At 62.9% G+C, this 12,574-nt stretch carries 15 protein-coding genes and 4 pseudogenes; 10 read left to right on the top strand and 9 right to left on the bottom strand.

Annotation, left to right across the window (positions count from 1 at the left end; genetic code table 11):
- Positions 1 to 92: 92 nt before the first annotated feature.
- On the bottom strand, positions 93 to 341 hold the full coding sequence (locus SAZ10_RS10465; protein WP_318609169.1) for a DUF982 domain-containing protein: 249 nt from the start codon (positions 339 to 341) through the stop codon (positions 93 to 95).
- Between the two features lie 309 nt (positions 342 to 650).
- Between SAZ10_RS10465 and SAZ10_RS10460 the strand changes: the two genes are divergently transcribed.
- From SAZ10_RS10460 to SAZ10_RS10440, 5 genes are all read left to right on the top strand, one after another.
- A complete protein-coding gene (locus tag SAZ10_RS10460; RefSeq protein WP_040999790.1) occupies positions 651 to 860 on the top strand; it encodes a cold-shock protein in 210 nt (69 codons plus the stop codon).
- Between the two features lie 53 nt (positions 861 to 913).
- Positions 914 to 1,195, top strand: coding sequence for a hypothetical protein (locus tag SAZ10_RS10455; RefSeq protein ID WP_318609168.1), 282 nt, complete (start codon positions 914 to 916; stop codon positions 1,193 to 1,195).
- 74 nt (positions 1,196 to 1,269) lie between these two features.
- The gene (locus SAZ10_RS10450) at positions 1,270 to 1,473 is read left to right on the top strand and encodes a hypothetical protein (RefSeq protein WP_318609167.1); all 204 of its coding nucleotides are present in this window, start codon (positions 1,270 to 1,272) and stop codon (positions 1,471 to 1,473) included.
- Between the two features lie 59 nt (positions 1,474 to 1,532).
- Positions 1,533 to 1,793: a DUF982 domain-containing protein gene (locus SAZ10_RS10445; protein ID WP_318609166.1), complete on the top strand. Its 261-nt coding sequence runs from the start codon at positions 1,533 to 1,535 to the stop codon at positions 1,791 to 1,793.
- Between the two features lie 58 nt (positions 1,794 to 1,851).
- Positions 1,852 to 2,094: a hypothetical protein gene (locus SAZ10_RS10440; protein ID WP_318609165.1), complete on the top strand. Its 243-nt coding sequence runs from the start codon at positions 1,852 to 1,854 to the stop codon at positions 2,092 to 2,094.
- Positions 2,095 to 2,281: 187 nt separating this feature from the next.
- On the opposite strand, the gene SAZ10_RS10435 is transcribed toward SAZ10_RS10440, so the two are convergent.
- From SAZ10_RS10435 to SAZ10_RS10405, 7 genes and pseudogenes are all read right to left on the bottom strand, one after another.
- A complete protein-coding gene (locus SAZ10_RS10435) occupies positions 2,282 to 2,512 on the bottom strand; it encodes a hypothetical protein (protein WP_318609164.1) in 231 nt (76 codons plus the stop codon).
- Positions 2,509 to 3,507 (bottom strand): annotated as a pseudogene (locus tag SAZ10_RS10430) (IS91 family transposase); the annotation flags it as partial. The gene SAZ10_RS10435 and the pseudogene SAZ10_RS10430, both read right to left, overlap by 4 nt.
- A gap of 104 nt (positions 3,508 to 3,611) precedes the next feature.
- Positions 3,612 to 4,601 (bottom strand): tyrosine-type recombinase/integrase, encoded by a 990-nt coding sequence (locus tag SAZ10_RS10425; protein WP_318609163.1) that lies wholly within the window; start codon positions 4,599 to 4,601, stop codon positions 3,612 to 3,614.
- Complete coding sequence (locus SAZ10_RS10420; protein WP_318609162.1) at positions 4,598 to 5,143, bottom strand: tyrosine-type recombinase/integrase; 546 nt, start codon at positions 5,141 to 5,143, stop codon at positions 4,598 to 4,600. Before SAZ10_RS10420 ends, SAZ10_RS10425 begins: the two co-directional genes overlap by 4 nt.
- Positions 5,116 to 6,318 carry a tyrosine-type recombinase/integrase gene (locus SAZ10_RS10415; RefSeq protein WP_318609161.1) on the bottom strand — a complete coding sequence of 401 codons (1,203 nt, stop codon included), beginning with the start codon at positions 6,316 to 6,318 and terminating at the stop codon, positions 5,116 to 5,118. The genes SAZ10_RS10420 and SAZ10_RS10415 overlap by 28 nt, the downstream gene beginning before the upstream one ends.
- A gap of 146 nt (positions 6,319 to 6,464) precedes the next feature.
- Positions 6,465 to 6,659, bottom strand: a pseudogene (locus SAZ10_RS10410) (transposase zinc-binding domain-containing protein); the annotation flags it as partial.
- Between the two features lie 2 nt (positions 6,660 to 6,661).
- Positions 6,662 to 7,569: pseudogene (locus SAZ10_RS10405) on the bottom strand (tyrosine-type recombinase/integrase).
- A 336-nt stretch (positions 7,570 to 7,905) separates the two neighbouring features.
- Between SAZ10_RS10405 and SAZ10_RS10400 the strand changes: the two are divergent.
- From SAZ10_RS10400 to SAZ10_RS10385, 5 genes and pseudogenes are all read left to right on the top strand, one after another.
- Positions 7,906 to 8,498, top strand: a pseudogene (locus SAZ10_RS10400) (tyrosine-type recombinase/integrase).
- 207 nt (positions 8,499 to 8,705) lie between these two features.
- Positions 8,706 to 9,242 carry a hypothetical protein gene (locus SAZ10_RS10395; RefSeq protein WP_318609160.1) on the top strand — a complete coding sequence of 179 codons (537 nt, stop codon included), beginning with the start codon at positions 8,706 to 8,708 and terminating at the stop codon, positions 9,240 to 9,242.
- Between the two features lie 162 nt (positions 9,243 to 9,404).
- The gene (locus tag SAZ10_RS33585; RefSeq protein ID WP_412535196.1) at positions 9,405 to 9,758 is read left to right on the top strand and encodes a BA14K family protein; all 354 of its coding nucleotides are present in this window, start codon (positions 9,405 to 9,407) and stop codon (positions 9,756 to 9,758) included.
- A 104-nt stretch (positions 9,759 to 9,862) separates the two neighbouring features.
- Positions 9,863 to 10,243, top strand: a complete 381-nt coding sequence (locus SAZ10_RS10390; RefSeq protein ID WP_318609159.1) for a universal stress protein — start codon at positions 9,863 to 9,865, stop codon at positions 10,241 to 10,243.
- Positions 10,201 to 10,305, top strand: coding sequence for a universal stress protein (locus SAZ10_RS10385; protein WP_318609158.1), 105 nt, complete (start codon positions 10,201 to 10,203; stop codon positions 10,303 to 10,305). Before SAZ10_RS10390 ends, SAZ10_RS10385 begins: the two co-directional genes overlap by 43 nt.
- Before the next feature lie 112 nt (positions 10,306 to 10,417).
- Here the strand turns inward: SAZ10_RS10385 and SAZ10_RS10380 are convergent, their stop codons facing one another.
- The gene (locus SAZ10_RS10380) at positions 10,418 to 12,532 is read right to left on the bottom strand and encodes a DUF3363 domain-containing protein (RefSeq protein ID WP_318609157.1); all 2,115 of its coding nucleotides are present in this window, start codon (positions 12,530 to 12,532) and stop codon (positions 10,418 to 10,420) included.
- Between the last annotated feature and the right edge of the window lie 42 nt (positions 12,533 to 12,574).

Here is a 12,574-nt window from a genome sequence, read left to right as displayed (position 1 = left end):
ACAGGGCGGCTTGTCCTATTCATACATCCCGTTGGCTTGGCACCTGTTCTTCTTGCAATGATAGCTTCGGCCCTTCTCGGCAAACCGATCCACTAATGCCCAACCAGAATACCGGCTTCGCGCGCCGCGGAAGCGAACGCCCGTCGCACGCTCGATATGGGCTTCTTGTCTGCGCTGGCATCGTGGCAAGCCTGGAGGGCCGCGCGATGGGCTGGCCCACGCTTGCCCGGCCAGTTCCGGAGCAGAAATGACGAGCATTCATAGACGTCGGTAACGATTGTCTCGGCGCCTTGAATGTTGGCCCGAACGGTCACCGGCTCAGCGAATTTGGGATTTTGCATCGCTGTCCATAGTGCATCGTCGCACGGATAGCGAGGCAATTCCGCATCTCGTCCGGAATTCTCAGCGGGTGGTCGACGGCTCGCTTCTGCGAGGTCATTCATTTTGAGGGACGAAGAATTATTACCGGCCGTGCCTTGTTTCGAACACCAGATGGGTCTATGTTGTAAACATCGATCTTGGCTGTCGAACTTTGTTTCTGACGCGAACTGCGTCTTCGGCGATCTTCTCCTCTCAAAATCGGTCTGAACCGTTTGTCGTTCATCTTGCGCGGCAGACAATTTTCTACGGATGATTGAAAGGAAGTCGTCATGAATACTGGAACCGTGAAGTTCTTCAATGCGACCAAGGGCTTCGGCTTCATCGAACAGGGCGGCGGCCAGCCGGACGTCTTTGTCCACATCTCCGCCGTCGAGCGCGCCGGCATGCGTTCCCTCGTCGAGGGCCAGAAGCTCAGCTTCGACCTCGTGAAGGACAACCGCAACGGCAAGAGCGCAGCCGAGAACCTGCAGGCCGCATAACGATTGCGCCGGCCTTTGACCACGGATGTACTGGCACTGGCCGCAGAGCGCAGATGAGAGAGGTCGGGCAAGTCCCGGCCTTTTTTCTTTTAATGACCGGAGATCCGCACATGCGACACCCTGAAATGCCGCAAGGGATATTCAAGCCCAAGCCGACCGCCATCGAAACGAAGCAGGACGCCACCACCAGGGCTGCCCGCCAGATCATCGACGGCGAAGCGGCCGTGCGGGAACAGAAGACCGAGCGGTTGAGACTGGCCAGGCTTGCCGGCGAGGCAACAAACACAAACAAACCGTCCCCGAAAAAGCGGGCAACCGGACGCAAGGGGGCCTAACCGGATCGGCCAGGCAAGATCGCAGAGCGGGGGGCAAAGACGATCGCCGAATTCCAACAGGGAAGGATGATGAAATGCTCTCCACCTATCTCGCTTATCGGCACTCCGTGACGAAGTTCTATGACATGCTGCTGGGCAGACCGCCCGTGGTGACGATACGTTCCAAGTCTATCCGGCTGGGAGCACGGCCTGAAGAAGCGCGACGCCGCAGGCAGGACGATACCGACGGCTCGCGGCGCAGAGCAGCCGAAACGAAGCTCAGACATGAGATGCATTGAGACGTCCGGACGCCAGGCGAAGGCAGAACGCTCGCCCTGGAAATCCCGATGGGTCCACGATGAACAGTCAGAATTTCAGGGTGCCTTTGGTGATCTACGACGGCCGAACAGGCTTTAGCCTGATCTCGTTGGTGTCCCAGGCGGCTGATTTCCTGTTCGCCCATTGGGGAGAGCACGACACCCCGGCGTGGCCCGACGCCATGAACTGCTGCTCGAGCGTCAAACTGGGCACCGCCACGCCGGAGCAGGTCAGTTCCGCCTTCATCGCCGCAATGACGGGCGCCGGGATCAGGATCGACTCCACGCTGCGCCTGTATTGACCTCGGCAATAGACCTTCTCGGCCTCAGATTGAGTGCCGTGACCGCCACGGAGCGTAGATGAACAACGTTGTCACCCTTCATGGCGAAAAACGCTGGAAGGCCGTCATCGACTATCGCACCGATGACGGGCCGAAGAGTGTTGAGCACTATTTCGAGGAGATTTCGGATCTCCATCTCATCATCGAGCACGGACCCGACTGGAATTTCCTCATCCGCTGTACGGTAACGCTGAATCGCCCAGATGACGGTGAAGAGCAAAACAGCACCGAAAAGGCACTTCGGCAGGAGCGGCCATACTGACCGTCCAGTCTTGATTGAAGGGCCGCTTTCCCCGTCACTTCTAGGGCGACCTTGCAACGGCTGACGCGAACGTCTGCAAGTGCAGCTTGGATGCCAAAACCTGACTGGCCGCTCCCGTGAAGAGTTTCGGGCGCCGACAGGCGTACGAAAATCCCCGAGGAAGGAACCCGCGGGCCACAGGCGATGGCTATGGGGATTTCGGATTTCGGCCGGTGTCGTCGATGGCGCGACCGCCGTCGGGAAGCGCCGGGATGGATGCGGACAGACCGCTTCGTTGCGCCTCCGTGCGGTATTGTCGGCTTGGTGGGCGGCCGGACGCGACCCCTTCAGCATCGAGGATCACCATGGACGCGCGTGGGTCTGCTGCCGAAGGCTGGATGCCGGCGGCTGAAGGCTGGACCATGCGATGCCGGGTCATAGACAGCTCTCCCGGTTCGATGTCGTTTTGTCCGGCGGTCCGCGCGGCTGCCTCCATCGTTCGAACACCTCGATGACGATCATGCGGCCGCCACAGCAGGGGCATGGCGGGCGGAAGTCGTCCGGTTCTTTCGGGGTGTCGTCATCAGACGGCGCGGCGACGTTCAGGAGTTCGCGAGCAAGCGCGAGACTGGCCTTGCGAACGGAGCCGGCGAGCAGGCCGTAGTGGCGGATGCGATGGAGGCCGGGCGGCAGGACATGGAGCAGGAAGCGGCGGATGAATTCATCGGTGGCGAGCGTCATGACCTGCTGGCGATCGGCGCGGCGATAGTCCTTGTAGCGGAAGGTGACGCCGCTCTCGTTGAAGCGGATGAGGCGGCTGTTCGAGATGGCGACCCGGTGGGTGTAGCGGGACAGATAGGCGAGCACGGCCTCCGGTCCGGCGAAGGGCGCCTTGGCGTAGACCACCCAGCACTTCCTCCTGACGGGCGACAAGTGGCGCAGGAATGCCCGCCGGTCGGTGAGATGCGCCATCGATCCGAAGAAGCTAAGCCGGCCGGCGTCGTACAGCGCGCCCAGACGGGTCAGGAAGAGCCGGCGGAACAGTTTGCCGAGTACCCTCACCGGAAGCAGGAATGCCGGGCGCGACGATATCCAGCGGCTTGCGTCGAGTGCAATGCCGCCGCCCGGCACGATCATGTGCACGTGGGGATGGTGCGTCATCGCCGAACCCCATGTGTGGAGCACGGCGGTGATGCCGATGCGGGCGCCGAGATGCTTCCGATCTGCCGCGATGGTCAGCATTGCCTCCGACGCCGCCTTGAACAGCAGGTCGTAGACCGCCGCCTCGTTGTGGAAGGCGATGTCGGCGACCTCGGCGGGCAGCGTGAAGACGACGTGGAAGTAGCCGACCGGCAGCAGGTCGGCCTCACGCTCGGCAAGCCATGTCCGCGCCGTGGCACCCTGGCACTTCGGACAGTGCCGGTTGCGGCAGGTAATGGGCGTCACCCATTACCTGCCTTATGGGCAAAGCCGATAATGGGGAGCTGGCGGCAATTTGATCGCGCTCGTGCACCAATCACCGCCAACCCCGCTCTCCATTACGAGGTACGCCTGAGGAGTTCGATCAGCCGGTCGGTGGGCTGGAAGACGCCGCGCCGCAGGTGGGGCGGCAAGATCGCCTCCATCGCATCGAGCTTCTCGGTTGGATCGCCGCGCGTGTAGACCTCGGTGGTCGTCAGCGTAGCGTGGCCCAGCCACAGCGACACCTTCCGGATGTCCCCGGTCGCTTGCAGAACGACCATCGCGCAGGTGTGCCTGAGCACGTGGGGCGAGACGCGTTTCTTGGCGAGACCGGGCTGCTTGCGAGCTGCAGTCGCGGCGTGCTGCCTGAGCAGATAGGCAAAGCCCCATCGGCTCAGAGGCTCACCACGGGCGTTGACGAACACCTCGGGTGTCGCGACCTGCCTGCGGATGGCCAGCCAGGCACGCAGTGCAGCGGCCGCCGGCTTCCACAATGGCAGCGTCCGCTCCCGGCGTCCCTTGCCGAGCACGCGGATGCTCATCGAAGGCAGGTCGATGTCATCGACCTTGAGGCCCGTCAGCTCGGAGACGCGCAGCCCTGCGCAGACGGCCACGTGCAGCATTGCGCGATCGCGGACGCCATCGCGTGTCGCCGGATCGGGAGCGTCGAGCACGGCTTGGAGCTCTTCGCGCAGAAGGTAGGGCACGAGGCGCGTGTCAGTTTTCTTGAACGGGATCGCCAGTACACGGCGGATCTGCTCGAGCGCCGCCGGCTGCCGGTACTCGAGGAAGCGGAAGAACGACTTGATCGCCGCCAGGCGAACGTTGCGCGTTACGGCCGCGTTTTTGCGCTCGTCCTCAAGATGCTCAAGGAAGGCGCTGACGAGCCCGGCATCGATCTGTTCGAGCGTCAACGCCGAAGGTTTGACCTTGAGCCGGTCGGCGGCGAACACGAACAGCAGCTGGAAGCTCGAGGCATAGGAGTCGCTCGTGTGCCGGCTGGCGCCCCGCTGGCAAGCGAGTGTGTCGCGCAGGAACGTCTCGATGAGGGGAGCGATCGGCGTCATGTTGACCTCCCTTCGGACATGAACACTTCGCCGGCCATGGCGACATCGCGCAAGAGGTCGGGCGTGGCCTCGAGATACCAGTAGGTCGCATAGATGTTGATGTGACCCATGTAGGTCGCGAGTGCCGCCATGTGCGCCCCGCACCGGCCTCGGCCGGTAGGGCTGCCTTGCAGCGCGCGCACCGCAAACGTGTGCCGTAGATCGTGCAGACGAGGACGGCGAGCCGACGTCGATCTGATACCAGCCTTGTCGACCAGCCTGTCGAAGGTCTCCTTGACGGCAATGTAGCGTAGCGGCCGACCGCGCTTGTCGATGAAGACCGGATCATCGTCTGAGCCGGGCCCGCGACGTGCCAGGTATCGCTGCAAGCCGGCGGCCGCCGTGTCGTGCAGCGGCACCAGTCGCGTCTTGCGGAACTTGGTCTCGCGGATCAGCAGACCGTCGCGGGTCACGTCCGCGATCGTCAGCTTCAGGGCTTCGGAGATCCTGAGCCCGGTGCATGAGAGCAGCGCGATCAAGGTCGCTTGCGTGTGCGGGCGCAAGCCGCGCGTTGGCTGAAGCCGCAGCGCAGCTTCGACCAGCCGACTGATCTCGTCTGTCGTGTAGATGTGCGGCGTGCGACGCTTCTTGCGGGCGCCGAAGTGATTTGCCGGCGGCAGCTCGTGCCTGACGTCCTCCACCTGGACATGGCGTACGAAGCGACAGACGGCTCTGAGCCGTGCATCGCGTTGCGCGACGGACGGTCCGAGCGCGGCCCAGTGAACAAGGGATCGTTCCGGCGGGTAGACGGCCGGCATTCGAGGTAGGCGGCGATCGCATCCCCGACGTCTTGCGGCAGCGGCAGCCGGACCTCGTAGCGCGACTTGCCGCAGACCCGCAGCGATCCCGTTTGCCACTCGATATCCGCGAGACGCAGTTGCGCCACGTCACCGGCCCGCAGGCCGAGGCGCACCAACAAAAGTACGATCGCACGATCACGCCGGCGTCCACCGAAGTCGCCATCACAGGCAGCGATCAGCCGGTCGACCTGCTCGGTCGACAGATACCGGGGCATGTCGGCAAGCTGCCAATGAGCGTAGGCTGGAACGGCGCCGTCGAGACCTGCCTGACAACGGCCTGCGACTGCGAGATACCGCAGGAAGGCCCGCAGGCTCGTCGTCATCTTCTCGATCGTGCCACTCCCGCTATTGCTCGCCCGCTCCAGGAAGTAACTGCGGACATCGTTCGGTCTCCAGCCGGCCGGGTCAGATCGAAGCTCCATCATCAGGCCTGTGGCGTCGCGGGCGTAGAGCCTGACGGTGGCATCGGATGCGCCGCGATGCTTGCGCAGCCACGTCTTGAAGTCGGCGACCAGCTGCGGCTCAGCGGGTGCTGCCCCCACGGCCGCGGACCGGCAAAGGCCGAGCTCGACGAGGTGCCGACGAAAGAGCCTGGCACCGTAGATGGTGTGGTGGTTGCGCCGGCCGCCTTTGGCGCGTGGACACCGGCAAGTCCGCAGGTGCTCGCCGAACGCGGCGAGATCAACGTCCGTCAGGCCCGCGCCTTGCTCGGCCATAACATGGCCGATGTGAGCCGCCGCTCGCAAATAGCGTACCGCTGTCTCGGGGCCATAGCCCTGCCGCTCCAGCGCCGCTGCAAACCCGTCAAGGTAAGGCCCGCTCGGCCCACTGCGCAGATGCCCCAGCATCTTCGCTGCCGAGAAGTACGTCTCCAACATGTCCGTCTCCGTATGTGACCGGCCATCAGTGGCCGACCCAACGGGGCCGCACGGGTGACTTGTAATGGAGAGCTCGAGAGCGGCAATACACAGGAAAATACGGTGATCGCGATTGGCAGCTCCCCATTACCGGCTTTGCCCATAAGGCAGGAGTTATAGGCGATGCGCCACTGGCCGCAGTCCTCGCAGGCCTCGACGTGACCGCCAAGGGCCGCGGTGCGGCAGTGCTCGATCGCCGACATGACCTTGAGCTGGGCGAGGCTCAGATGCCCGGCATGGGCGGCCCGGTAGGCGGGCCCTGCAGTGCGGAAGATGTCGGCAACCTCGATCGAGGCGCGCACGCTCAGCCGTCGGGTGAGATCTCTTCCGGCTTGAAGAGGCCAAGCTTGTCGAACGGGCTCGTGACGGTGCGCACCGTGCGGGTTGCAACCTTGGTGTAGAAGGCGGTGCTATTTAGCTTGGCGTGTCCGAGCAGGACCTGGATGATCCGGATGTCGGTGCCGTCCTCCAGCAGGTGGGTGGCGAAGCTGTGACGGAGCGTGTGCGGCCCGACCCGCTTGGCGATGTCGGCCGCCTGCGCTGCCTCGACGACCACGCGATAGAGCTGGCGGGTGCTGATGGGCTTCATGGCATGCTGCCCCGGAAACAGCCAGCCGTCGCGATGCATCACCCCTGCAGGCGCCCGACCTTCCACCACTGGCGCAGCAACAAGAGCAGGTCTTGCGACAGCATGGCGTTCCGGTATCGCCCGCCCTTGCCGCGCTCGACGCGTAGCAGCATCCGCTCGCTGTCGACGTCGGCGACCTTCAGCATCGACACCTCCGCCACGCGCAGGCCCGCGCCATAAGCAACCGACAGCGCGGCCTGGTGCTTGAGGCAGGTGGTGGCGTTGAGCAGCCGGGCGACCTCGTCGCGGCTGAGCACCACCGGCAGCTTGCGCGGGTGCCGCAGTCGGACGAGCTTGCGCGCCAGATCGGGACGATCGACCGTATGCGTGAAGAAGAAGCGTAGCGCCGACACGATGCTGTTCATCGTCGGCACGGGAACACCGTCGTCCTGCTGCTCGATCTGGAACCGGCGCAGGTCGTCGATGGTCGCTGTATCCGGCGACCGGCCGAGGAACGTCGCCAGGCGTCCGATGTCGCGGAGATAGTTGCGCTGCGTCTCCCGTGAGAAACGCCGCATGTTCATGTCGTCGATCAGCCGCTGGCGCAGCGGGCTGATCGGAGCTTCGAGAACTGAATGAGGCATGGTCAGGCTCCCTTGTTGAAGAAGCCTGTGATGCTCTGCCCCTGCCGAACCCCGCTCAATGTGGGCGTGACGACCGGTTCTTGGTCTCTACCTCAGCCGCTGGCGCCCTCCCGCGCAGCGGGTTCGTTCTGCGGCCCCCTTCCGGTCATTCCAGTGCTTGCGCTCGAATGGCGACTCGTGGCGCGAGCGCGCCTCTTGTTGAGGCCTTGATATCGACGTCGTTTCAAGCCGGTAACCATTGATGGCGAATCCTTCAGGTGTACTCCAAGTCCAGTGCTAGAGTTCAGTGGCTCATTGCGGGTGCTGCGGCTGCGGAGGGCGGCATGGAGAAGAACCATGCCTTGGAACAGAAGCCATATCGTTGGTCAGAAGCCTCCGCTCAAGCCGCACGAGGTCTGGGGCATTCGAACACGGCTGCAGGTGTCGGGCGCAGTAAGGGACCTGACACTTTTCGATCTCGCGATCGACAGTAAGCTTCGTGGTTGCGACTTGGTCGCCGTCACTGTTGGAGACATCGCGCTGTCCGGCACCGTTCGTGATCGCGCGGTCATCATTCAACGCAAGACTGGGCGACAAGTGCAGTTCGAGATCACGGAACAGACCAGAGTCGCAGTCGGGGCCCGGATCGCCCGACGACGTCTCACCGCGCGTGACTATCTTTTCCCGAGCCGGGTGCGGGCGAAACCGCATCTGTCAACGAGGCAGTACGGAAGGATTGTCGACAAATGGGTTGCCAGCATCGGGCTTGACTCAAGCGTTATGGCACGCATTCGATGAGGCGCACCAAAGTGTCGCAGACCTATAAGAAGACCGGGAACATCCGCGCCGTACAACTGCTGCTCGGTCACACCAAGCTGGAGAGCACTATTAGGTATCTCGGCATAGAAGTCGACGATGCGTTGGCAATCTCGGAACAGATTGAATTGTAGAGAACTGCAGAGCGTCGCCGTAAGAAGCGGCGCTCTGTGACCCGTTTCGGTCATTCGGGTTCGAACCGCGCAGTTTGCGTTTCGATTGTTCGGGCATTGGCAAAAATCGGTCGCAAGCGCATGTGTCGACAATCTTTCTATTGACGCACGTCAAGGCGCTCGTGTCGCAATGACGGCACGTTTGTTGAACGATTGGAGGATAGTCACATGAGAAATCTGCACACTTGCTTGGCTGCCCTGTTTGTATCCGCTGCCGTGGCCACAACCGCATGGGCGGCCGATCAGTCTGCCACGATGAAGGTCGCGCTTCTTGATGTGTCGAGCGTCATGCCGGCGGGAATGGCCGGATACGGCATGATGGGTCAGGGCATGATGGGCAACATGATGCATCCGGGAATGATGGGGCCCGGAATGATGATGGGCGGCATGATGTCGATCCGGACCGACAAGGCGAGCGTCAAAACGGGCACGGTGACATTCGAGGTCACGAACTGGTCGAGGAGCGTCCTGCACGAAGTGCTCGTCGTCGGCGTTGATAACCCGTTCGCGCCGCTGCCTTACGACTATGTGCAGGCGCGGGTGCCGGAGGAGCAGATCAAGATCGTCGGGGAAGCTGCCGATCTGCAGCCGAGCGCGTCGAAAACGCTGGAAATCGCCCTCGCTCCCGGTTCCTATTTGCTAATCTGCAATGTCGCAGGACACTACGCGGCAGGAATGGTGACGGCGCTTACCGTTGCGCAATAGTGCATACGTCACGACAGCCAAAACGAGGAGGGTGCGAGAAGAGACTTGACGGAGCCAGCCGGTGCGGCGCGACGGAACCATAAGCTACTATTTCGCAAGGACGCTGGCAGTCAGCTTCGATGAAGCCATGCGCCTAACTGTAGAGGCCCTCAAGGGTAGTGTATGAGCACCAGAGCCTGCTTGTTCGGTGGTATTTCTCTTGTGCTCGCGATAGCCGGCATGAGCTCCACCGCTGCCAGCGCCGACACCAGCAATCGGTCCAATAGGTCAGGTTGCTGTTATGGCCACGGTATGATGTGGGACGATTGGGACCATCGGCGTGAACCCGGATACTACCACGGTCCGGGCATGATGTGGCGCTACGGGCGCGGAAAACCATACTATCACGCACCTGGCATGATGTGGGGCAGCGATGTCCGCCGTCACTGCGCAGCCCGGTTTAGGTCTTTTGACTGGAGGACCGGACTCTACACGACCTACAGCGGGCAGAGAGTGCTTTGCCCATATTTGCGATAGCGCCGCGGTGCGGAGCAGCGAAGCTTGACCTTTAGGATGAAGCTATGCGCCCGTAAAGGAAGCATCGATTCTTGCTCACCAAGTGCAATTCGACGGAGCCCTAGGTGTACAAGCACATTTTAATTGCTACCGATGGATCCGAGTTGTCGCAAAAAGCCGTCGCGCACGGAATTGAGCTTGCGGCAGCCTTGAATGCCCGAGTCACGGCCCTTACCGTCACAGTTCCATACCATTCCCTTAGCTCTGATCTGGCCCCGGTCGCGGACATCCCCGGAGCAGCAGATTTCATCCGCGAATATCTGCACGGGCAACCAAAGCTCTATCTCGAGGCTGCGGAAACCGATGCAAGAGCGAAAGGCGTGCCCTGTGAGACTTTGCAGGTCGAGCACGATCATCCTTATTCGGCGAGACCGCGCAGGCTAAGGGGTGCGACCTCATATTCATGGCCTCACATGGGCGAAGCGGACTTTCGGCAATTGTCCTAGGGAGTGAGACAGTCAAGGTTTTGACGCACACCAAGATTCCAGTGCTCGTGCATCGAAGCTGAGGTGACTTCGCGAGCGCTGCCAGAGCGGCAGGGGAAGGTCGCCAATGTCTGCAAGTGGCGCAACCTTCGCCTTCGCGATCGAAAAGAAGCCTTCACGTGTATGCTGATCGTCTCACATGCCGATCCCTAGTCTCCGCTTTCTGCCGAAGTCCCAATCGATGCCGCCGCTGTCGCGGACAAGGCCGGAAATCTCCTGCCCGATGCGCTTTTCGAGCCCAGGCTGCCAGGGCACGAGCTGGAAGCCGAGGCCGTCGTCCAGCATGGCATAGCGTCCGCTCATCAGGCTGACGGAGCCGACGAGCTTGCCGCCGACATGCTCGCCGGCGCGCGTGGGATAGAACATACGGCCGCGCTCCTGCGCGAGCTCTTGGCCGACGCGGCCAACCTCGCGCTGCTCCAGCCTGTGCACGAAGCCGCGCGCAAAGGTGATGACGCCGCTCTGCGGGTCGCGCGTGGCAAGGCCCATCTCGACGAGCCTGAAGGCGCGCCGGTCGAGTGCCCGGTCCACCTCCAGCCCGAAGCCTTGTCTGTGCAAGGGCGCGGGATTGCGGGCGGCAAGCTCGCGGTCGAGCCAGGTGGCGCCGTCGCCGCCGATCTGCGCGTCGAGATCGAAAGCGGAAAGGGTGCGGACAGTGAAATCCTTGCCGCGGTTCTTCATGTCATAGGCGATGCCGCGCTCCGGCAGGTCGGATGGCACCTTCCAATGGTCGGCGTCAACGCGCTCGACATGGCCGGCCCGGCGCAGGGCCTCGAGGCGGCGGACATGGAAACGGACGAAGGCGTCGGGGTCCTTACCCTCGGCCAGGAATGTCTCGCGGATCGCATCAAGATGTTTGCTCGGTCGATAGATGCCGTCGTCGGACGCCACGATCTGGATGTTGCGGTCGGCCGCGCGCGGTTCCTCCTTTGGCAGGATCGGGTCGAGTGCCACGATGTAGCCGCGCCTGATTTCCTCCAGTTTCGTGGCGTCGTTCGTCTCGACATAATGGGTGCATCCGTCCGTTCCATCGATGACGGCATAGAGCCGATCGTCGATGCCGTCACCGGCGAGCCCCTTGGCGAGCACGCGGCCGACGACCGGTTCTGTAACGGTTTTGCCATGCATGACGTATTGGGCGGGGCCGCGCTCTGCGTCGAGGCCGTGGTCCTGCAAGGCGCGATGGATCGTCTTGATGATGTCATCGCGCACGCCAAGCTCTTTGAGCGTGCGCTTCGCCTTTTCGGCGAGTTCCCACCGGCCGGGCTCGATCTCCGTTGCAAGACCAAGGCGCTCCAGCTTCTTGGCCCGGTCGATCAACAGATAGCGATTGGACAGGATGGTGTAACTGTCACTGCCACCCGGACGCAGGTCGATGGAGCCATGTTCCTGCTGTTCGGCGATCAGCACTCTGTCCAGACGGGTGAGCCGATCGGCATCCACTTCATTGGCGAGCTTGCGGGCAACCTCGATCTCCGTCTGCGGGCCTAGTTCCAGCGTCACCAGCGCGCTTGCCCGATGGCGAATGCCATGGGCGATGTAATCGCCGGCGACGTTGAGAATCTTTCCGTCGTCGGTGACGCCGCGCAGCAGGATGTGGGTGTGGGGATGGCCGGTGTTGTGATGGTCCATCGCCACCCAGTCGAGCCGCGTGTCCAGATCCTCCTCCATTTTCGCCATCAGGTCGCGGGTGAAGGACCTTATGTCGGCCAGCTCGGCCGCGTCCTCCGGCGCGACGATGAAGCGAAACTGGTGGCGGTCCTCGCGCCCACGCTCGATGAACGCCTTGCCGTCGGCCTCGTCCTCGAAGGCCGAATAGACGCGTCCTCTCTCGCCGTCCCTGGTCACACCGTCGCGTTCAAGATAGCGCAGATGCGCATCGACCGCGCCGCGACTGGTGACGAATTTGTGGCCGCGCCCGCCGCGCTGACTATTGAGCTGCACCACGCGGGCCTTGACGACCACGCGCCGCGCACGGAAGCGCCCGAGCGAATCCCGCTGCCAGCCGCCTGTATCCCTCGAAAACGACTCAGCCACCTTGGCGCCCCGGCCGCGCGCGTTGAACCGCCCGCTGCCGCTTCTCTTTCCCCTTCCGGCCGAACCGATGCGGCGCGGGTCGCCGCCGGCCTTCCGGATGGCGATCTCGACATGCCGGGCAAAGGGCAGATCGCGCGTGTTCGTCCGCGCGCCCCTGCTGTTGCGGGGCCGTCCGGGGCGGATGCGGATGCGATCGTCCTTCTCGTCGCTCATGCGCGCGACGTAGGCGAAGATTCCAGCCCTTCAAGTCGAGAA

This window comes from Mesorhizobium sp. BAC0120 (genome assembly GCF_033542235.1).
Classification (GTDB): domain Bacteria; phylum Pseudomonadota; class Alphaproteobacteria; order Rhizobiales; family Rhizobiaceae; genus JAWRCU01.
This window is presented reverse-complemented; position numbering and strand designations above follow the sequence as displayed.